Source organism: Herbaspirillum sp. CAH-3 (assembly GCF_009668275.1).
Taxonomy (GTDB): Bacteria; Pseudomonadota; Gammaproteobacteria; order Burkholderiales; family Burkholderiaceae_D; genus Herbaspirillum; species Herbaspirillum aquaticum.
This window is the reverse complement of the sequence record NZ_VSWE01000014.1, coordinates 23,707-42,999: the sequence shown is the minus strand read 5'-3', so window position 1 is coordinate 42,999 and position 19,293 is coordinate 23,707. Positions and strand designations below refer to the sequence as shown.

Sequence of the window (19,293 nt, the reverse complement as noted above, 5' to 3'; positions counted from 1 at the left end):
CGGCCTTCTGAAGTGAAGCTGGAAGTATACCGGGTTGGCGAGAATCGCGTTCCCAAAAACAAAGCGGGCCTGAGCCCGCTTCTTCAAAGACAATTCGCCTAGCCCATCCACACCGCGACCGACAGCAGCAGCAACAGGAACATCCACAGCAGCAAGGCGCGCCAGACCAGGCCCACAGTGCTCTGCAGGGTGCGCGGCGAGGGGGTATCGCCGGGCAGGCCGTCGGTTTCTTCGGCCATGGAATCGACGGTGGCAGCATCGGCCGGCAGGATGATGCCGGCGGCCGCTTCCTTCTCGGTACCGAAACGCACGCCCATGGCGCCGCCACCGGCAGCCAGGATGATGCCGGCGGCTTCGTCGTCCCAGCGGTTGGCGAAGTTGCGCCAGGCGTAGATGGCATCCTCGAAGTTGCCGACCACCGCAAAGGCCGAGGCCGTCAGGCGCGCCGGAATCCAGTCGATCCAGTAGAAGGCCTGGGCGGCAAACCGGCCGAAGGCTTCATATTTCATGTGATCCGGCTCGTTCCAGGCGCGCGAGAGATATTCGGCCACACGGTACATCACCGCCAGCGCCGGGCCAGCCGGCATCAGGAACCAGAAAAACACGCCGAAGACGTGGCGATGCGTGGTGATGAGCGCGCGCTCGGAGACGATGCGGGAAATTTCGCTCACATCCATTGCCGTGGTGTCCAGCTTGGTCCATTCGGCCAGCAGGGTGCGGGCGGTCATTTCGTCGCCCGTGTTCAGGGCCAGCTGGATGGAGGTGAAGTAATGGCTGTAATGGCGGAAACCCAGGGTCATGTAGACCACCAGCACGTTCCAGGCGAAAGCCGCCACCAGGCTCACATGCAGCAGCAGCCAGTAGACCAGCGCCACCGGCACCGTCAGCGCCCCCACCATCACCACCCAGCCCAGGCGGCCGTGATGGGCGTGACCGGCGTTGAACCAGCCTTCGATGGTGGCCGCGAAAGACTTGATCGACGCGTATACCGGATTGTCTGCGCGCAGTGGTTTGAGTTGTTCGATTAACAGCGCAAAGAGAATGGAAAGAAATGTCATCAAGCTGCCTTAGGGGTCTCTGTAGCCCGTACGATAGCGCAGTGCAAGAGGGGAATCAAACAATTGATTCGTTGATCACAATCAAGAGCGCGATGTCACGGATTTTTACTTATTTGAACATTAACAGCGACATTGCGTAGCTGAGAGGCGACAAATTCTGTCGCTAACTGCGCAGGAAGTGGAACAGGTTGCGCAGCATGCCGGCAGTTGCACCCCAGATGAAGTAGCGGTCATAGGGCATGGTATAGAAGCTGCGACGGCCCACCGGCGCCGGCAGCTCGACCGAGCGGCGCTGATGGTTCAGTCCATCCATGAGGAAAGCCAGCGGCACTTCAAAGATCTCGGCCACTTCACGCGGATCGCCCACGGCCTCGAACGGCGGCTGTATCAGTCCTGCCACCGGCGTGACACGGTAACCGGTGCCGGTGAAGTAATCAGGCAGCGAGCCGATGACTTCGATGTGCTGGCGCGCCAGGCCGATTTCCTCTTCGGTCTCGCGCAGAGCCGTCTCGATGGCCGAGCCGTCATAGTCCTCGCGGCGGCCGCCGGGGAAACTGATCTGTCCCGCGTGATCCTTCAGGTCAGCTGTACGCTGAGTGAAGAGAACCGTCATCCCCTCTTCGCGCAGCACGATCGGGATCAGCACCGAGGCCAGCCGGAACCGTCCCTTGGACTCGGCCAGGCGTGCCATCTGGTCGCCGCTGTGCTCGGGCTCCCAGCGCGGCGGGTCGGCGAAGCGCTGGCGCAGCCAGTCGGCATTCAGGCGCGCGGCCTCCAGCGCACTTTCGCCGGCGACGGCATCCACAGGCAGATTGACGGGATCGAAACTGGCCACGTTGTGCTCGCTTGATCGTGAGGTTGTCAGGACTTCAATTGGGTGTCAGAAACGAAAAAGGGGCGTCGCGAGACACCCCTTTTCCTGACGCATCAACAGGCGACCGATTACTCGGCAGCAGCAGCCTTTGCCGCACGGCTGGGCAGCTTTTCCTTGATACGTGCCGACTTGCCCGAACGTTCGCGCAGGTAGTACAGCTTGGCACGACGCACGTCACCACGACGCTTGACTTCGATCGAGGCGATCAGCGGCGAGTACAGCTGGAAGGTACGCTCAACGCCTTCGCCCGAAGAAATCTTGCGGACGATGAAGTTGGAGTTCAGGCCACGGTTACGGCGGGCGATGACCACGCCTTCGTAAGCCTGAGCGCGCTTGCGGGTACCTTCAACCACGTTCACGTTGACAATCACGGTGTCGCCGGGGGCGAAGTCGGGAATGTTCTTGGCGAGACGCGCGATCTCTTCTTGCTCGAGTTGCTGGATCAGATCCATTTTTTGCTCCTGTAACCATCTTGCCGGCGCCATTGCCACGAGGGCCGATTGTAAAGCCCGGTAGAGGATGGGGTTTCAAACACGGTGACATCGGCCACCGCACGGTGCAGGTCCGTTGCCGGGCCTGCGGTATTGCATTTGCTGCTAAAACTTCACTCGGGCGATCTGCTCGCGTGCAGGCTTACTGCGGCGGCAAACTGCCCAGAAACTTTTCATCGGCCTTGCTCAGCAAGCCCTGCTCGCGGGCCCTGACGATGAGGTCGGGGCGCTTGCTCTGCGTGGCTTCCAGTGCCCGCTGCCGGCGCCATTTCTGGATCTCGGCATGGTGCCCGCCCAGGAGGATGGACGGCACCGGTGCACCTTCATAGACTTCCGGACGCGTGTAATGCGGCGAATCCAGCAATCCGTTGACAAAACTGTCTTCCACGGCCGAGGCACTGTCGTTGAGCGCACCCGGCAAGAGCCGGATCACTGCATCCATCAGTGCCATCGCCGGCAATTCACCGCCGGAGAGGACGAAGTCGCCAATGCTGATTTCCTCGTCCACACACTTGTCGAGCAGGCGCTGGTCAATCGCTTCATAGCGACCGCACAGCAACACTGCCCCGCTGTCCTGCGACAGCCGCACCACGCGCTCATGCGTCAGCGGTGCGCCTTGCGGTGAAAGATAAATCACACGCGGCCGGGACAAGCCCAGCGCCTGCTGCCGCTGCTGCGCCGCCTCGATGGCAGCCTGCAGCGGCTTGGCCAGCATCACCATGCCGGGACCGCCGCCATAGGGGCGGTCATCCACGGTGCGGTGATTGTCAGTGGTGAATTCACGCGGATTCCACAACTGCAAGCCCCAGCGCTGCTGCTCCAGCGCCCGGCGGGTAATGCCGGACTGCGTGAGCGCGGCGAACATCTCGGGAAACAGAGTGACGACATCAAACTGCATCACGCCTCCATTTCCTGGGTTCTTTTGACTCGTTTGAATCTGTTGAATCTGCTCACATCAGCGAGCCGGAAAAGAAAAAACTGACCTTGAAGGTCAGTAATCCTTGTCCCAGTCGACGATGATCTTTTTTTCGCTCTGCTGCACCGTCTTGACGAACTGGTCGACAAACGGAATCAGCAATTCGGGCGCCGCCGCGGATTTCTCCTTGGCACCCTTTTTCGGCTTTGCATCGGCAGCGGCTTGCGGTTGCGGCGCTGGCGCAGTTTCCTGCACCGGGGCCTTCACCACCAGGATGGGATGGGCGCCGTTGTCCATCATGTCGGACACCACGCCCAGTTGTTCACCCTGGAGATTTTCCACTGCCGAGCCGATCAGATCGACCCAGTAGAATTCATTGTCATCCAGCGCCGGGAAGTGCTTGCGGGAGATGGAGACCACCGTTCCCTTCATGGCTTCGGCCGCATTGCGGTCCGCTACCCCGGTCAGGCGCGCAACGACATCGCCGCTGTGCCCCTTGGACTGCATGACATCGACATCCTGCTTGGGTTGGCCAGGTTTCTCCAGCCACCAGGTCTTGGCATTCAACAAGGCATCTGCCTCGGAAGAATAAGGACGCACGCGAATCCAGCCCTGGATTCCGTAGGCTCCGGTCACATGGCCGACGGTCACGAGATCGTCGGGTGCGGAGAACCCCGCCTGGGCTGGATGAGTCATGAGTACACCAGACCTGTTCTTCATCCTTGCGCCAGCAGAACCGACGCGGAATCAGACAGGAAAACCTGTATTAAGCAGCAGCCTTGGAACCGGCTTCAGCGACCAGGCGAGCAACGGTCGGCGACAGTTGTGCGCCAACGCCTTGCCAGTGAGCCAGACGGTCAGCAGCGATACGCACGGTTTCTTCCTTGCCGGAAGCGACCGGGTTGTAGAAGCCGATGCGCTCGATGAAACGACCATCGCGACGATTGCGCGAGTCGGTTGCAACGATGTTGTAGAAGGGGCGCTTCTTGGCGCCGCCACGAGCTAAACGAATAACGACCATAATGGTTCCAGTAAGAATACGGACACGGAAAAGCCGCAGATTATAACGGACTTCCGCCCACCCGGGCAAGTTGCTTGGCGCTTTTGTGCCAGAGACCAACGCACAACGCCCCGCAAACTCCCCAAAACACGGCAAAAGTGATGTCTTTTGGCATCACTTTTGCCCCTCCTCCGACCAGGACTGCCGCGTGGCAGCTTGTCCTGACGGAAATCACCCGGCGCCAGGGGCTCGGCTATACTGCTGCCAGACCTGACCACGACATGGCCGCCAGATTCATCTCTGACGGCTTACAACAGAATAAAGAGACGAGCAGCATGCCCTTGCCTTCCGCACCCCGCCACAAGAACAAGACCCTGACGACCTTCCTGGCCACCGTCTTCGGCAGCATCGGCCTGCATCGCTTCTATCTCCACGGCAGCCGTGACCGCTTCGGCTGGTTGCACATCCTGGCCATTCCCTTGTCACTGGCCTTGATGGCGGCGCGGCCGGAGGCGCCCAAGCTCTTCACCGGCCTGCCCTTCGTGCTGTCGGTGCTCATTGCCTGCCTGGAAGCGCTGGTGCTGGGCCTGACGCCCGACGACAAGTGGGATGCACGCTACAACGCCGGCAGCGGCAAGAACTCGGAATCGCACTGGATCCTGGCCCTGATCCTGGTCCTGACCGTGGGATTGGGCGCCATGGGCGTGATCGCCCTGCTGGCGCGCAGCTTTGACCTGCTCTTCACCGGCGGGGCCTTCGGCTGAACTGCTGCCCTACCCTCACCTCCCAATGAACAAGCCCGGAACATCGCCAATGCGGTGTTCCGGGCTGTTGCCTGAAATCAGGATCAGAACTGCTCTTCAGCCAGCGCCATGACTGCCGCACCGCCATCGACGATGGCCGTGCGATAGGCCAGCGCCTGCGGCAGGATCTGCTCGGCGTAGAAACGCGCGGTCGCCAGCTTGGCTTCGTAGAACTTGCCGTCGCCCTCGCCGGACTTGAGCTTGCCCGCTGCAATGGCCGCCGCACGCGCCATCTGCCAGCCACCCAGCACCACGCCAGCCATTTTCAGGTACGGGACGCTGCCCGCGAAGACCGCCTTGATATCGCTCTTGACGTTGGCCACCACATACTCGACCACCTGTTCCAGCGCATCGGCGGCGTCGGCCAGGCGCGCCGCGATGGGCTGCAGTTGCGCATCACCCTGCAGCTCGGCCACGGTCTGGCGCACCTGGGCGATGATGCCCTTGGCAACGGCACCGCCGTCACGCACGGTCTTGCGGCCCACCAGGTCATTGGCCTGGATGGCCGTCGTGCCTTCGTAGATCGGCAGGATGCGGGCGTCGCGATAATGCTGGGCCGCACCGGTTTCCTCAATGAAGCCCATGCCGCCATGCACCTGCACGCCGGTGGAAGTCACATCGATGGACATCTCGGTGATCCAGCCCTTGACGATGGGCACCAGGTATTCGTAGAAGGCCTGGTTGGATTTGCGGGTGGCTTCGTCATCGCTGAAGTGCGCCGCGTCCGAGGTAGCTGCGGCCACATAGGACAAGGCCCGCGCCGCCTCGATCTGGGCGCGCATGGACATCAACATGCGACGCACATCGGGCTGGTGGATGATGGCCACCGGACCGGGCGAGCCGGCCAGGTCGCGCGACTGGATGCGGTCGCGGGCATAGGACACCGCCTTCTGGTAGGCACGTTCCGACACCGACAGCCCCTGGATGCCCACGGCGAAGCGTGCCGCATTCATCATGATGAACATGTATTCCAGGCCGCGATTCTCTTCACCGACCAGGGTGCCGATGGCGCCGCCATGGTCGCCGAACTGCAGCACGGCAGTCGGGCTGGCCTTGATGCCCAGCTTGTGTTCGATCGAGACGCAGTGCACGTCATTGCGCGCGCCCAGCGAACCGTCGGCATTGACCAGGAACTTGGGCACGATGAAGAGTGAAATGCCCTTCACGCCTTCAGGCGCATTGGGCGTGCGGGCCAGCACCAGATGGACGATGTTCTCGGCCATGTCGTGCTCGCCATAGGTGATGAAGATCTTGGTACCGAAGAGCTTGTAGGTCCCGTCGCCCTCCGGCACGGCGCGGGTGCGCACCAGTGCCAGGTCGGAGCCGGCCTGCGGCTCGGTCAAGTTCATGGTGCCGGTCCACTTGCCGGAGATGAAGTTGGCGATGAAGGTTTCCTTCTGCTGCTGCGTGCCGGCCGTCATCAGCGCTTCGATGGTGCCATCGGTCAACAGCGGGCACAGCGCGAAGGAGAGATTGGCCGAGTTCAGCATCTCGATGCAGGGCGTGGCCAGCAGCTTGGGCAGGCCTTGTCCGCCGAACTCCACGGGATGCTGCACGCCTTGCCAGCCGGCCTCACCGAACTGGCGGAAGGCCTCCTTGAAACCGGGGCTGGTGGTGACCTTGCCGTCGGACCAGCTGCTGGGCGCCTTGTCGGCGGAATGGTTCAGCGGGGCGATCACTTCACTGCAGAAACGGGCGTTTTCTTCGAGAATGGCCTCGGCCGTTTCCGGCGTGGCATCCTCGCAGCCGGGCAGCGCATTCACGGCTGCCAGACCGGCCAGTTCATTCATGACGAACAACATATCCTTCACGGGCGCGGTGTAACTCATCTCCAACCTCCAATGCGGAACGCTCTGCCGGCGTTCCTTGCTTGCACAAAAACACCCCGGCTTGAGCCGGGGCGGATACTACGATTCAGGACAGATCAGCCAAGCTGCTTGACCAGCTCGGGGACGACCTCGAAGAGGTCACCCACCAGGCCATAGTCAGCCACCGAGAAGATCGGCGCTTCCTCGTCCTTGTTGATGGCGACGATGACCTTGGAGTCCTTCATGCCGGCCAAATGCTGGATCGCGCCGGAGATACCGACGGCGATATAGAGCTGCGGCGCGACGATCTTGCCGGTCTGGCCGACCTGCCAGTCGTTGGGCACGTAGCCTGCGTCGACAGCGGCACGGGATGCACCCATGGCGGCGTTGAGCTTGTCGGCCAGCGGCTCCAGGATCTTGAAGCTTTCCGCCGAGCCCATGCCACGGCCACCGGAAACAATGATCTTGGCAGCGGTCAGTTCGGGACGATCCGACTTGGCCACTTCACGGCCCACGAAGCTGGACTTGCCCGAATCGGCCACGGCCGGGATGCTTTCCACGGCCGCCGAACCACCCTGCGCGGCCGGATCGAAACCGGTGGTGCGCACGGTGATGACCTTGATCGGGTCGATCGACTGCACGGTGGCAATAGCGTTGCCGGCGTAGATCGGACGTTCGAAGGTATCGGCCGACTCCACCTTGGTGATGTCGGAAATCTGGCCCACGTCCAGCTTGGCGGCCACGCGCGGCAGGATGTTCTTGCCGTAGGCAGTGGCGGGCGCGAGGATGTGGCTGTAATCCTTGGCGATGGCCAGGACTTGTTCGGCCACGTTTTCGGCCAGGCCATCGGCGAATTGCGGAGCATCAGCCAGCAGCACCTTGGCTACGCCTGCCACTTGGGCGGCAGCGTCAGCGGCGGCCTTGGCGTTGGCGCCGGCCACCAGGACGTGGACGTCGCCACCGGCTTGCGCTGCGGCGGTGATGGTGTTGAGGGTGCTGCCTTTGAGGCTGGCGTTGTCGTGTTCGGCAATAACGAGTGCGGTCATGATCAGATCACCTTGGCTTCATTTTTCAGTTTGGCGACCAGGGTCGCGACATCCGGCACCTTCACGCCGGCGCTGCGCTTGGCAGGCTCGGTGACCTTCAGGGTCTTCACGCGCGGGGCCACGTCCACACCCAGCTCTTCGGGCTTGACGGTATCGAGCTGCTTCTTCTTGGCCTTCATGATGTTGGGCAGCGTGACGTAACGCGGCTCGTTCAGGCGCAGGTCGGTGGTGATGATGGCCGGCAGGGCCAGGGCCAGGGTTTCCAGGCCGCCGTCCACTTCACGGGTCACGGTGACCTTGCCCTCTTCCAGCACCACCTTGGAAGCGAAGGTGGCTTGCGGCCAGCCCAGCAAGGCAGCCAGCATCTGGCCGGTCTGGTTGCAGTCGTCGTCGATGGCCTGCTTGCCCAGGATGATCAGCTGCGGCTGCTCCTTCTCGGCCAGGGCCTTGAGGATCTTGGCCACGGCCAGCGGTTGCAGTTCGACATCGGCCGCCACTTCGGCCAGGATGCCGCGATCGGCACCAATGGCCATGGCGGTGCGCAGGGTTTCCTGGCACTGGGTCACGCCGGCGGAGACGGCGATCACTTCGGTCACCTTGCCGCCTTCTTTCAGGCGCACGGCTTCTTCCACCGCGATTTCGTCAAACGGGTTCATCGACATCTTGACGTTGGCGATATCGACGCCGCTGCCGTCGCTCTTGACGCGCACCTTGACGTTGTAATCCACGACGCGCTTGACTGGTACTAATACTTTCATCGCATGGCCCTTGCAAAAAGGAATTGACGTAAACGTAAACTTCCGCAGGATTATAAAAGCAAAACGGGGTGCCTACCGGTTTTTAGCACGATCGTTCTTTTTAATGTTCGCAGCATACACCAAAGATTCACGTGAGCGGAAGAGGAAATGAAGAGAAGCTGAAAAAAACTTCATGCAGCGGAATTGACGCGCGGCCTGCCCATAGGCAACACCGCGCCGTTCAGACCGCCAGGTGGGGTACCGGTTCGCCGCGCAGGCCGGCCAGCAGGTTGGAGACGGCCAGCTCGGCCATGGCCAGCCGGGTTTCATGGGTGGCCGAACCGATGTGGGGCAAGGCCACCACGTTGGGGAGTTGCAGCAAGGGCGATTCGGCGGGCAGCGGCTCGACTTCGAACACATCCAGGCCGGCACCGTAGAGGGTCTTGTCCTGCAGGGCCGCGATCAGCGCCGCCTCATCGACGATGCGTCCGCGCGAGGCATTGATGAAGATGGCGCTGCGCTTCATGAGCGCGAATTCGCGTGCGCCGATCAGCCGTTCGGTATCGGCGTTCAAGGGCAGCATCACGCAGACGAAGTCCGCCTGGGCCAGCAATTCGTCCTGGCTGACGTAGCGCGCACCGAGTTCGCGCTCGGCCTCGGGATCGGGCCGACGGTTGTGATACAGGATCGGCATGCCGAAACCATGATGCGCCCGCCGTGCCACCGCAGAACCGATGCGGCCCATGCCGATCAGGCCCAGCGTCTTGCCGTGCACGTTGACGCCAAACTGGGCCTCACCGATGCTGCCCTTCCAGCGTCCGGCCTTGACGTATTCGGCCAGTTCCACCACGCGGCGCGCGGTGGAGAGGATCAAGGCAAAGATGGTGTCAGCAGTCGCTTCGGTGAGCACCCCGGGCGTATGCGCCAGCATCAGCCCGCGCCGGCGGAAATACTCCAGGTCGAAATTGTCCACGCCCACCGAGATGGTGGACGCGATCTTGAGTTGCGGCGCGCCCTCCAGCATCTCGTTGGTAATTGGCAGGCTGGCGCCGATCATGCCATGGGCGGTCTTCAGTGCCGCGAGGAAATCCGCACGATTGTCTTGCGTAATACGGTCGAAGAGCGTGACCTCACATTCCGCCTGCAGGCGCTGCAGCAGATGCTCGGGCAATTTTTTGTAGACGACGACGTGCGGCTTCATGGCAGTTCCTGTGAAAGTCAAATCAGGCCGAAGCCGCCTCCAGCTCGGCCCGGGTAGGCAAGCCTTCCATGTCGCCCACCACCTGGATGGCGAACGCCCCGATGCGGTTGCCGCGCATGACGGCCTCGGGTACCGGCAAGCCTTCCAGCATGCCGCTGATGACCCCCACGGCGAAGCCGTCCCCTGCCCCCACGGTATCGACCACTTCCTTCACCGGCACCCCGGCCACCCTGCCCTCGCCTTCACTGTTGCGCCAGTAAGCGCCCTCGGCGCCCAGCTTGATGACCACCATCTTCACACCGCGCTCCAGGTAGAAGCCGGCGATGGCGCGCGGATCTTCATATCCGGTCAACAGCGTGCCTTCCGACAAACCCGGCAGCACCCAGTCGGCCTTGAAGGCCAGCGCATTCAACTGCTGCGCCATGACTTCGCGCGAGGGCCACAGCATCGGCCGCAGGTTGGGATCGAAGGAAATCGTCTTGCCCTGCGCCCGCATGAACTCCATGGCGTGATGGGCGAAGGCCATCGTCGTGGGCGACAAGGCCGGTGCGATGCCGGTGGCGTGCAGGTGCCGTGCCGCGCCGAAATACGCCGGATCGAAATCCTCCAGCGACAGGTGGCTGGCCGCCGATCCCTTGCGGTAATACTCGATGGCGGGATCCGCTCCATCCACCGCCTTGGCCTTCAACTGGATCGCCGTGCGGAATTCCATATCGGTCAGCACGCGGCTGACGTCCACCCCTTCCTGCGCCACCCGCTTGCGGATGAAGCGGCCAAAGGCGTCGTTGCCGACACGACTGGCCCAACCTACTTTCAAGCCCAGGCGTGCCAGGCCGATGGCCACATTGGTCTCGGCACCGGCCAGTCGGCGCGTATATTTCTCCACTTCCTCGAAGGGGCCGACTTCGTCAGCCACCAGCAAGGCCAGGGCCTCGCCCCAGGTCACCACATCCAGTTGCATCGTCATTGTGCTTGTCCTCAGACGGCCGCCAGCATCGCCACGTGGCGGCGCGTCGTTTCTTCCAGATCCGTGCCCACCAGCGGGAATTCGATGGCCCGCAGGATGCCCGTGGGGAAATGCGCCAGCATGGCCGGCCAGTGGGTATCCTGGGCCTGCAGCGCCACGGCCTTGAGCTTGCCCTTGTCCTCCTGCACGCCCTTGCAGTGCACGTAGCGCACATGCGGTGCCAGCGAACGCGCGGCGGTCTCGGGATCGACGCCCTGCCAGTGCCAGTTGCCCATGTCGAAGGTCATGCCGAAGGCATAGCCATTGCCGGTGCACAGCGCCAGGAAGCTGACGATGGGCTCCAGCCGTCCGCCCTGCGGGGTCTGGTCGTTTTCCAGCAGGACTTCGATGGGGGAATGCGAGAGGAAACGCAGCAGCGATTGCAGATCACTGCCTGCAGAAAAATGCCCGAGCGATACCTTCAGGAAACGCGCGCCGATCTCCTCGGCCTCATTCATCGCCTGGCCGATCTGCTCTCGATCAAATCGCCCGTCGGCACCGAACAATTCGAACGGTGCGGAATACACCGAAAACAGCTTGTGCTGCTCCAGCAGTGCGCGCAAGGCCGGCAGGTCCTGCGGTCCATCGAAGAGCTCACGCCGTATTTCAAGGCCAGCCGCCCCGGCCGCCGCCACCATCGGGACCAGGTCGGCATGGCCGACCCGCCGCACCAGGTCCGCCCCATAGGCCGAGGCGGCGACCAGGACCGGACTCACTTGAGTGCCCCTGCACCGATGAACTGCCTGGCTTCCGGGGTCTGCGGATCGGCGAAGAATTCCTCCGAAGGCCGCGCCTCCCACACCTTGCCCTGGTGCATGAAGACGGTGAGGTCCGCCACCCGGCGCGCGAATTCCATCTCGTGCGTGACCAGCAGCATGGTCATGCCGCCGCGTGCCAGCTCTTCCATGACCTTCAATACTTCGGCGGTCAGTTCCGGGTCCAGCGCCGAAGTCACTTCATCGAACAGCATCACCTGCGGCTCCATGGCCAGCGAGCGGGCAATGGCCACGCGTTGCTGCTGGCCGCCGGAGAGCTGCTCGGGATAGGCGTCGCGCTTGTGATCCAGGCCGACCTGCTTCAAGACCTTGATGGCCGTCTCGCGGGCGGTGTCGGTGGCGGTCTTCTTGACGATGCGGGGTGACAGCATGATGTTCTCCTCCACGGTCAGGTGCGGAAAGAGATTGTAATGCTGGAACACCATGCCCACATCCTTGCGCAATTCGATGAGGTGTTCATGCTTGTTGGTCAGCTTGTGGCCGGCCACGGTGATGCTGCCGCCATCGATGGTCTCCAGCCCGTTGATGCAGCGGAGCATGGTGCTCTTGCCGGAGCCCGAACGGCCGATGATGGCCACCACCTGGCCGCGCTCGACCGACAGCGAAATGCCGTTCAAGACCTGGTTGCTGCCGAAGCGCTTGGTGATGTTGTCAATCTCAACGATGGGCATGGTATTTCCTCTCCAGGGCAAAAGCGAAACGGGACAGCGGATAACAGAAAACGAAGTAGATACCGGCCACGATGGGGAAGACCAGGAAAGGCTGGAAGGTCGCATTGCTGACCAGCTTGCCGGCCTGCGCCAGTTCCACCAGGCCGATGATGGAGGCGATCGAGGTGTTCTTGACGATCTGCACCAGGAAGCCCACGGTCGGCGGCAGCGAAATACGCACCGCCTGCGGCAGGATCACGTAGCGCAGCTGCTGCCAGCGCGTCATGGCCAGGGCGGTCGAGGCTTCCCACTGCGGCACCGGCACGGCCTCGATGCAGCCGCGCCAGATCTCGCCCAGATAGGCGCTGGAATAGATAGTCATGGCGATAGTGGCAGCCACCATGGGCGGGAGCTTGTAGCCGAAGATCGCCAGTCCGTAGAAGGACAGGAACAGGATGATCAGCACCGGCGTGCCCTGGATGATCTGTATATACACCGCCGAAAGCAGCCGCAGCGGCGCCAGGTGCGAGGTGCGCATCAGGGCCACGATGAAACCGGCGATGCCGCCGCCGACGAAAGCCAGCACCGAGAGCAGCAGCGTCCAGCGCGCCGCCTCCAGCAGGAACAGGAAATTATCGAAGGAAAATTCAGCGAGCATCACATCCTCCTCGGACGAGCCACGCCCAGGCGGCGACGGCGTTTGAAGACCACCAGTCCGATCAGCCAGAAGGCCAGGCGGAACAGCAATGCCAGCAGGATGTAGAGCACCATCACCACCAGGTAGATTTCGAAGCTGCGGAAGGTCTCCGCATCAAGCAGGTTGGCCGTGGCCGTCAACTCTTCGGCCGAGATGGCCGAGACGATGCTGGAGGCCAGCATCATCAGCGTGAACTGGCTGGCCAGTGCCGGATACACCTTTTCCAGCGCGGGCGTGAGCACCACATGCCGGATCACCTGCCCGCGCGTCATGGCCAGCGCATGCGCTGCCTCGATCTGCGAGGGGTGGATGGCCATCATGCCGGCCCGCACGATCTCGGTGGAGTAAGCCCCGAGGTTGACCGTCATGGCCACCAGTGCGGCGATGTTGGCATCGACCTGTACGCCGATGGAAGGCAGGCCGAAGAAGATGATGAACAGCTGCACCAGGAAAGGCGTGCTGCGGATCAGCTCCACGTAGGAGGTGACCGCCAGCCGCGCCGGTGCGCTGCCGTGAATGGAAATGATGGCGCCGAAAATGCCGACGGCCAAACCGCAGATCATCGACAGCGCGCTCAACCGGATGGTGAGCAGTGCGCCGACCAGCAACTGATCCAGGTGCTGGAAGATGAACGCGAACTGAAAATCGTAATGCATCGTGTGCTCCTCCGACAAACCCGCGCCGTCCGTTCATCCCCTGAACGGCGCGTGATCTGTTCTTCTCAGGCTGCGCAGTTCATGGCTGCGCAGCCGCTTCTGCAAGACAGATTCCGCAAGACGGAATCAGAACACCGGCAGGTTGGGCAGCGGACCGGCCCACTTGCGCGAGATGGCATCGAGTTCGCCGTTGAGCTTGACGTAGTAGATGAAGTTGTTGAGCCACTGCTGCAGCTCGTAGGAGCCCTTGCGCACGGTCATCGAATTGGGTTGCACCGAGTACGGGAACTTGACTTCGATCTTGCCCTGGCCACGGCTCTTGACGATTTCATTGGCCATGGTGTTGGGAATGGAGATGGCATCGACCTGGTTCGACAGCAGCGCCTGGGTCACCGTGGAGTCATCCTCGAAACGCACCAGCACCGTGCCCGGAGGGGCCAGGCGGGTCAGTGCAGTGTCGTTGGTGGAGCCGCGCGAGACGCCCACTTTCTTCTTCACCAGATCGTCCAGCTTCTTGTAGTTGCTGCCGACCGGGCCGACGATGGACAGCTCGAAGCCGCTGTAGGGAATCGTGAACAGTACCGACTTGGCGCGCTCAGGCGTAGGGGCCAGGGTGGCGGCCAGCATGTCGACCTTGCCCGATTCCAGCGCCGGGATACGGGCCGGCGGCACCAGCGGCACGATCTCCACCGGCAGGCCGAGATACTTGCCGATCAGGTTGGCCACATCGACGTCATAGCCGATGGGCTCGCCCTTGGCATCGACCGAACCGAACGGGGGAGTGCCACTGACCACGCCGATGGTGATCTTGCCCTTCTTGGTCAGCTCGGCGATGCTCTGCGCACTGGCGCTGGCAGCGGTTGCCACTGCGCAGGCTGCGGCCAGCGTCAGTGCGACGAATTTTGCGTTGAAAATTTTCTTGATGCTCATCCTGGTCTCCTGATCAATCAATGCCGTGTGGACGGCAGTCCGTTGGGTGCGACAGGCGCCGGGTCCCGCACCCGCTCTCGCGTGGCCGCATGGACTCGTTGCCCCTCTTTGTTGCTGCCTGCTTGTGCTTCCCGCTTGCAGGTCTGTGATGCGGCCGGAAGGCCGTAATACGAGTAATACGATCGCGTGAGGCTGAAATACGGGCTTCCCTTTTACTGAACAGCTCTGCAGTCCTGTTTCAAGGTCTTACCAATCGGGCGCATCATCACGTCAGGCGTCCCGCGTCTTGGTACCGGTTCCAGCAATGCGTTTAAATTCGGCTCATCTGCCCCGTCGGTGCCGGGGAAATCTTCTCGGCAATACCGCGCACCAGCGCGCGCTGCGGATGGCCTTCCACACTGGCGGTCGAGCCGCGGCAGATGAGGCGGGGGTCCAACAGCATTTCCATGCGTACCGAGCGCTCGCCATGAATGCGGACCAGCAAGCGTTCGATGGCCGCAAACCCGATGTCATAAGTCGGTTGTTCGATGGTACTGATGCCGCTGCCCACCAAGGGCGACCAGGCCAATTCATCGAAACACAGCAGCCCCACATCGTCAGGAAAGCGCAGCGTCATGCTCTGCAAGGCCAGCGCGATCTGCAATGACACCATGCCGTTGCCGGCAAGCAGCGCCACTCGCCCCGTACTGCCGGCCCCTGCCCGGCGCAGGAAATATTCGCGCACGATCGTGGCCACATGGCCGGGCTGGTCCACATCCACTTCCAGCGTCTCGGCATGGCAATCGGGCCGCTGCGCCATCGCCTGCAAAAAACCCGCCTGCCGCCCTTGCCGCGAACTCACGCCATACAGGGGCTGCACCACCAGCGCGATATCGGTATAGCCCTGGGCCAGCAGGTGCTGCGTCCCCAATTGCGCGGCCTTGACGTTGTCCAGGCCGACCAGGTCGAAGTCGCAGCCTTCCACGTGCCGGTCCAGCAGCACCACCGGAAAGGCCGCCTGCCCCAGCTCGCGCAGCGGCGTCACGTTGCGGCCCTGGGTGTTGAACAGCAGGCCTTCGACGCTGTAGGAATGCAGGGCCGCCAGGGACTGCTTCTCACGCGCCTCGTCATTGCCGGTATTGCACAGCATGAGCGTGTAGCCATGCTTCTGGCAGGCCGCTTCCGCACCATGCAGCACGGCCACCGAATAGGGGTTGAGGATGTCCGCTACCAGCATGCCGATGAGGCGGGTGCGGCCACCCTTGAGCCCGCGCGCCATCTGGCTGGGCTGATAGCCCAGGCGCGCGATGGTCTTGCCGATCTGGTCGCGCAGGCGTGCCGAGAGCGCGTCGAATTCGCCGCCCAGGTAACGCGATACGCTGGTCTTGGACACCCCGGCCTCCCGCGCCACTTGCGCGATGGTGACCCGGTCGGTGCCGGTCTTGGTGCTTTGTCTCACTATTGCCCGCCAAATCGTTGAACTGCGTCGGTTGATTTGCCTGAAGGTTCCGGGCTGCTCGTTTATATGAATCTTTTGGAACCGGTTCCAAGATAGCAGCGCGATTCGGGCGGGTCAAACTTATTTCAGATGAAAAATTTGAGCAGATGCCATGAACGGCGCGCTCACGTTCTCGCACGGCAATATGAATGGATCGGCGCATGAGACGGGGGCTTTCGGGCGACTGCTTCATTCCCGCCGTTCAAGGTCTGAAGCCTGGCTCCTGATTGATGCAACGCGCCAAACGCACTGCACGCGCGCCAGGCGACAAGATGCAAACGATCAGTAAATATTTGTTGCCAAGCACAAGAATGCGATATCATGAATAGTAATTATTCTCATTATTATCTGATTCATGCCCTCCCTTTCTCCCGGCGCCCTCGCCGTCCTCCTCGCCTTTTCCGTTTTGCCCGCTTCCACCGTCCTGGCGCAGACTGCCGGCACGGACAACAGCGCGGCCGCTGCGCAATTGCCCACCGTCGATGTGGTGGCCGATGGCGTCAACGACACCAAGTTCAAGGCCACCCAAAGCCAGGTCAACAAATCGACTACGCCGCTGTCGCAAACCCCGCAATCGGTATCGGTGGTCACGCGCTCCATGCTGGACAGCCAGCAAGCCGTGTCGCTGGCCGATGCGCTGGAGAACGTGCCCGGCGTGGTCGCGCAGCAATACGGCCGGCGCGGCTGGGATGACCTGATCATCCGTGGCCAGGTCGCTTCCGATTCGCTGTATCTGGATGGCCTGCGCACCACCGCCAGCTCGCGCGTGGCCGAGCAGCTGTTCGGCCTGCAGCAGGTCGAAGTGCTCAAGGGCCCGGGCTCGCTGCTGTACGGGCTGGTGCTGCCGGGCGGGCTGGTCAACATGGTCAGCAAGCGTCCGCAGGGCAATGACTTCGCCAACGTCGACGTGACCGTGGGCAGCCACGACTTCTACCAGAGCACCGTGGACCTGAACAAGTCGCTGTCGGAAAACGGCAAGCAGGCCTTGCGCATCAACGGTCTCATTTCCAACTCGAACGATGCCACCGACAACGTGTGGTTCAAGAACCGCTACATCGCGCCCTCGCTGTCGCTGGACCTGGGTGCGCGTACCGACTTCACCATCCTGACCAGCTACCAGGAACGCAACTACGTGCGCCAGCAAGGGCTGCCGCTGTCGGGCTCGATCAACAGCAACGTCAACGGCGCGCTGCCGCGCAGCCTCTTCATCGGCGAACCGGGCGCACGTCCGTATGCGGCCAATGAAACCCGCATCGGCTATGCGCTGACGCACCGCTTCGATGACGGCTGGACGCTCAACAACAACGTGCGTTACCAGCAGTTCGAGATGAGCGGGCAGCTGGTGGCCAACAATGTCCTGTCGAACACCGGCCGCAGTCTCACGCGCACCGGTACGGACCAGACCTATGAAGGCCAGACCTTCAGCATCGATACCAATATCCAGCGCAGCTTCAATACGGACTTCGGCAAGCACGAGATCACCCTGGGGACGGACTATCTCAATTCACGCGAGGACACGCTGTCCTACACCTGCACGGTGGCGGCGCTCAACGTCTACAACCCGGTGTATGGCGCGCGCCTGAATTGCCCGACCACCCCCACCACCTACACCTCGACCAGCATCCGCGATACCGGCTTGTATGCACGCGACAAGATCAGCTTCGGCCAACGTTGGCAATTGCTGACCGGCCTGCGCTACGACAACGTCTCGACCTACTCGACCAACCTGCGCACCGGCGCGCATACCGACAATCCGGCCAGCGCCACGACGGGCTCGGCCGCATTGATGTATGAGCTGGTTCGCGGAGTACGTCCCTACATCAGCTACGCGACCTCGTTCTATCCCAACAGCGGCACCGATGTGAGCGGCGGCACCTTCAAGCCCGAGACCGGCAAGCAATGGGAAGCCGGCGTGAAGTTCGACCTCGACGAAGGCCGCACCAGCGTGAACGTGGCCGTGTTCGACCTGCGTCGCCGCAACGTGCTGGTGAGCGATCCCAACAACACCGGCTTCAACATTGCCGTGGGTGAACAGCGTTCGCAGGGCGGCGAGATCAGCGTGACCTCGGACCTGCGCAATGGCCTGAGCCTCAACGCGGGCTACTCCTATACGGCGGCCATCGTGACCGATGACGGCGGCCAGCGCAGCACCACCGTGGGCCAGTGGCTGGACAACGTCCCGCGCCACAACTTCACCACCAGCGCCCGTTATCGCTTCAAGGGCCAACTGGCCGGATGGGAGTGGAATGGCGGCGTGCACGGCCAGAGCATGATGCGCACCAATGGCTATACCCTGCCCGGCTACGTGCTGGCCGATACCGGCGTGGCCTACAACGCCGAACGCTGGCGCGCTGCGCTCAACGTCAAGAACATCTTCAATACCCACTATTACGCGGGCGGTCTGGCGCGTGCGGTGGCCTTGGGGGATGACCGGACCATCTTGCTGACGCTGGGGTATCGTTACTGATTGCCTGCACTGCATTCTCGTGATTCAAGATCGGCCGCTTTTATGCGGCCGATTTTTTTTATCCAAATGATTCGACATATGCTGCTTCATTCATTGCATGGGCGGCCAGGAGCGCACCACGGCTTGCTTGTTGAGGCATCATGCCGTTTCCCCCCTCCCCTGCCCGGAAGAAACTGCCATGAAACCAAAGAGATGCTTGCCACTGTCACGATCACTGGCAATGTATGGATTGATGCTGCTCACACCTCCCTGCATCCATGCCACGGAGAGCGCAGCGGACGATCTCTCCCTCCTGCGCCAGACCCCCACCTTCGCCCTCGGCCAGGTCGGTTTCATCGGCCACATCAGTGAAAGCGAACAACGCTATCGCCGCTTGCTGCAATCCCCGGCCGCGCTGGAACTCTTCACACGGCTGATCGACGACGGCTCCGCCACCAAAGAAGCGCGGCTCTACGCGGCCTGTGCCCTGCACAAGCTGAACGCGGCGCAATTTGTGCAACTCACGAACGAACTGCGCAAGGAAGGCGGTCATGTCTCTGTTTTGCGTACAGACATCCTCCAACGTGAATCCATACAAGATCAATTGCAGACCATCGCACAGCACGGCTGCGCCGATGTGCATTGGCGTTAGGCGTCACGCCGCACCGGCACACGGAATCAACACGTAACAGAAAAAGAAGACATCCCCGCGCCGCAAGGT

20 protein-coding genes are annotated in these 19,293 nt (G+C 62.2%); 3 read left to right on the top strand and 17 right to left on the bottom strand.

All coding sequences use genetic code 11. The annotated features are described in order from the left end of the window. Window positions 1–98 precede the first annotated feature (98 nt). From FYB76_RS18270 to rpsP, 6 genes are all read right to left on the bottom strand, one after another. The gene (locus FYB76_RS18270) at window positions 99–1,058 is read right to left on the bottom strand and encodes a CobD/CbiB family protein (RefSeq protein WP_154134553.1); all 960 of its coding nucleotides are present in this window, start codon (window positions 1,056–1,058) and stop codon (window positions 99–101) included. A 163-nt stretch (window positions 1,059–1,221) separates the two neighbouring features. After that, window positions 1,222–1,893, bottom strand: a complete 672-nt coding sequence (locus FYB76_RS18265) for a CoA pyrophosphatase (protein WP_034332353.1) — start codon at window positions 1,891–1,893, stop codon at window positions 1,222–1,224. Between the two features lie 107 nt (window positions 1,894–2,000). Then, complete coding sequence (gene rplS / locus FYB76_RS18260) at window positions 2,001–2,384, bottom strand: 50S ribosomal protein L19 (RefSeq protein ID WP_008327243.1); 384 nt, start codon at window positions 2,382–2,384, stop codon at window positions 2,001–2,003. Window positions 2,385–2,565: 181 nt separating this feature from the next. Continuing rightward, the gene (trmD, locus tag FYB76_RS18255; protein WP_154134551.1) at window positions 2,566–3,321 is read right to left on the bottom strand and encodes a tRNA (guanosine(37)-N1)-methyltransferase TrmD; all 756 of its coding nucleotides are present in this window, start codon (window positions 3,319–3,321) and stop codon (window positions 2,566–2,568) included. A gap of 93 nt (window positions 3,322–3,414) precedes the next feature. Further along, the gene (gene rimM / locus FYB76_RS18250; protein ID WP_154134550.1) at window positions 3,415–4,035 is read right to left on the bottom strand and encodes a ribosome maturation factor RimM; all 621 of its coding nucleotides are present in this window, start codon (window positions 4,033–4,035) and stop codon (window positions 3,415–3,417) included. Between the two features lie 70 nt (window positions 4,036–4,105). After that, window positions 4,106–4,360 (bottom strand): 30S ribosomal protein S16, encoded by a 255-nt coding sequence (gene rpsP, locus FYB76_RS18245; protein ID WP_008327198.1) that lies wholly within the window; start codon window positions 4,358–4,360, stop codon window positions 4,106–4,108. A 314-nt stretch (window positions 4,361–4,674) separates the two neighbouring features. On the opposite strand from rpsP, the gene FYB76_RS18240 reads away from it, so the two are divergent. Then, complete coding sequence (locus FYB76_RS18240; RefSeq protein ID WP_088756737.1) at window positions 4,675–5,103, top strand: NINE protein; 429 nt, start codon at window positions 4,675–4,677, stop codon at window positions 5,101–5,103. Between the two features lie 83 nt (window positions 5,104–5,186). On the opposite strand, the gene FYB76_RS18235 is transcribed toward FYB76_RS18240, so the two are convergent. From FYB76_RS18235 to FYB76_RS18185, 11 genes are all read right to left on the bottom strand, one after another. Beyond that, window positions 5,187–6,971 (bottom strand): acyl-CoA dehydrogenase, encoded by a 1,785-nt coding sequence (locus FYB76_RS18235; RefSeq protein ID WP_154134549.1) that lies wholly within the window; start codon window positions 6,969–6,971, stop codon window positions 5,187–5,189. 95 nt (window positions 6,972–7,066) lie between these two features. Then, window positions 7,067–7,996, bottom strand: coding sequence for an electron transfer flavoprotein subunit alpha/FixB family protein (locus tag FYB76_RS18230; RefSeq protein ID WP_039787724.1), 930 nt, complete (start codon window positions 7,994–7,996; stop codon window positions 7,067–7,069). A gap of 2 nt (window positions 7,997–7,998) precedes the next feature. Next, window positions 7,999–8,754: an electron transfer flavoprotein subunit beta/FixA family protein gene (locus tag FYB76_RS18225; RefSeq protein ID WP_088756743.1), complete on the bottom strand. Its 756-nt coding sequence runs from the start codon at window positions 8,752–8,754 to the stop codon at window positions 7,999–8,001. A gap of 220 nt (window positions 8,755–8,974) precedes the next feature. After that, the gene (locus FYB76_RS18220; RefSeq protein WP_154134548.1) at window positions 8,975–9,934 is read right to left on the bottom strand and encodes a D-glycerate dehydrogenase; all 960 of its coding nucleotides are present in this window, start codon (window positions 9,932–9,934) and stop codon (window positions 8,975–8,977) included. Between the two features lie 22 nt (window positions 9,935–9,956). Continuing rightward, window positions 9,957–10,901: a sugar kinase gene (locus FYB76_RS18215; RefSeq protein WP_154134547.1), complete on the bottom strand. Its 945-nt coding sequence runs from the start codon at window positions 10,899–10,901 to the stop codon at window positions 9,957–9,959. 11 nt (window positions 10,902–10,912) lie between these two features. Continuing rightward, window positions 10,913–11,656: a sugar phosphate isomerase/epimerase family protein gene (locus tag FYB76_RS18210; protein WP_370516375.1), complete on the bottom strand. Its 744-nt coding sequence runs from the start codon at window positions 11,654–11,656 to the stop codon at window positions 10,913–10,915. Then, entirely contained in the window at window positions 11,653–12,387 is a 735-nt protein-coding gene (locus FYB76_RS18205; protein ID WP_088756750.1) for an amino acid ABC transporter ATP-binding protein, read from the bottom strand. Before FYB76_RS18205 ends, FYB76_RS18210 begins: the two co-directional genes overlap by 4 nt. Then, window positions 12,374–13,024 carry an amino acid ABC transporter permease gene (locus FYB76_RS18200; protein ID WP_088756751.1) on the bottom strand — a complete coding sequence of 217 codons (651 nt, stop codon included), beginning with the start codon at window positions 13,022–13,024 and terminating at the stop codon, window positions 12,374–12,376. The genes FYB76_RS18205 and FYB76_RS18200 overlap by 14 nt, the downstream gene beginning before the upstream one ends. Next, window positions 13,024–13,719 (bottom strand): amino acid ABC transporter permease, encoded by a 696-nt coding sequence (locus tag FYB76_RS18195; RefSeq protein WP_088756753.1) that lies wholly within the window; start codon window positions 13,717–13,719, stop codon window positions 13,024–13,026. The genes FYB76_RS18200 and FYB76_RS18195 overlap by 1 nt, the downstream gene beginning before the upstream one ends. A gap of 126 nt (window positions 13,720–13,845) precedes the next feature. Next, entirely contained in the window at window positions 13,846–14,649 is an 804-nt protein-coding gene (locus tag FYB76_RS18190) for a transporter substrate-binding domain-containing protein (RefSeq protein ID WP_088756756.1), read from the bottom strand. A 310-nt stretch (window positions 14,650–14,959) separates the two neighbouring features. Further along, complete coding sequence (locus tag FYB76_RS18185; RefSeq protein WP_370516374.1) at window positions 14,960–16,087, bottom strand: LacI family DNA-binding transcriptional regulator; 1,128 nt, start codon at window positions 16,085–16,087, stop codon at window positions 14,960–14,962. 394 nt (window positions 16,088–16,481) lie between these two features. Here FYB76_RS18185 and FYB76_RS18180 point away from each other — a divergent pair, with 394 nt between their 5' ends. Continuing rightward, entirely contained in the window at window positions 16,482–18,593 is a 2,112-nt protein-coding gene (locus FYB76_RS18180) for a TonB-dependent siderophore receptor (protein ID WP_154134545.1), read from the top strand. Window positions 18,594–18,825: 232 nt separating this feature from the next. Further along, window positions 18,826–19,224: an MchS3 family protein gene (mchS3, locus tag FYB76_RS18175; protein WP_229297022.1), complete on the top strand. Its 399-nt coding sequence runs from the start codon at window positions 18,826–18,828 to the stop codon at window positions 19,222–19,224. Window positions 19,225–19,293 lie beyond the last annotated feature (69 nt).

Bases quoted from the DNA above. Each gene is read 5' to 3' on its own strand.
- FYB76_RS18235 (WP_154134549.1), bottom strand. From the start codon at position 6,971: ATGAGTTACACCGCGCCCGTGAAGGATATGTTGTTCGTCATGAATGAA.
- rplS (WP_008327243.1), bottom strand. From the start codon at position 2,384: ATGGATCTGATCCAGCAACTCGAGCAAGAAGAGATCGCGCGTCTCGCC.
- FYB76_RS18215 (WP_154134547.1), bottom strand. From the start codon at position 10,901: ATGACGATGCAACTGGATGTGGTGACCTGGGGCGAGGCCCTGGCCTTG.
- FYB76_RS18205 (WP_088756750.1), bottom strand. From the start codon at position 12,387: ATGCCCATCGTTGAGATTGACAACATCACCAAGCGCTTCGGCAGCAAC.
- FYB76_RS18240 (WP_088756737.1), top strand. From the start codon at position 4,675: ATGCCCTTGCCTTCCGCACCCCGCCACAAGAACAAGACCCTGACGACC.
- FYB76_RS18190 (WP_088756756.1), bottom strand. From the start codon at position 14,649: ATGAGCATCAAGAAAATTTTCAACGCAAAATTCGTCGCACTGACGCTG.
- FYB76_RS18180 (WP_154134545.1), top strand. From the start codon at position 16,482: ATGCCCTCCCTTTCTCCCGGCGCCCTCGCCGTCCTCCTCGCCTTTTCC.
- rimM (WP_154134550.1), bottom strand. From the start codon at position 4,035: ATGACTCATCCAGCCCAGGCGGGGTTCTCCGCACCCGACGATCTCGTG.
- FYB76_RS18200 (WP_088756751.1), bottom strand. From the start codon at position 13,024: ATGCTCGCTGAATTTTCCTTCGATAATTTCCTGTTCCTGCTGGAGGCG.
- FYB76_RS18230 (WP_039787724.1), bottom strand. From the start codon at position 7,996: ATGACCGCACTCGTTATTGCCGAACACGACAACGCCAGCCTCAAAGGC.
- FYB76_RS18220 (WP_154134548.1), bottom strand. From the start codon at position 9,934: ATGAAGCCGCACGTCGTCGTCTACAAAAAATTGCCCGAGCATCTGCTG.
- rpsP (WP_008327198.1), bottom strand. From the start codon at position 4,360: ATGGTCGTTATTCGTTTAGCTCGTGGCGGCGCCAAGAAGCGCCCCTTC.
- trmD (WP_154134551.1), bottom strand. From the start codon at position 3,321: ATGCAGTTTGATGTCGTCACTCTGTTTCCCGAGATGTTCGCCGCGCTC.
- FYB76_RS18195 (WP_088756753.1), bottom strand. From the start codon at position 13,719: ATGCATTACGATTTTCAGTTCGCGTTCATCTTCCAGCACCTGGATCAG.
- FYB76_RS18225 (WP_088756743.1), bottom strand. From the start codon at position 8,754: ATGAAAGTATTAGTACCAGTCAAGCGCGTCGTGGATTACAACGTCAAG.
- mchS3 (WP_229297022.1), top strand. From the start codon at position 18,826: ATGCTGCTCACACCTCCCTGCATCCATGCCACGGAGAGCGCAGCGGAC.
- FYB76_RS18270 (WP_154134553.1), bottom strand. From the start codon at position 1,058: ATGACATTTCTTTCCATTCTCTTTGCGCTGTTAATCGAACAACTCAAA.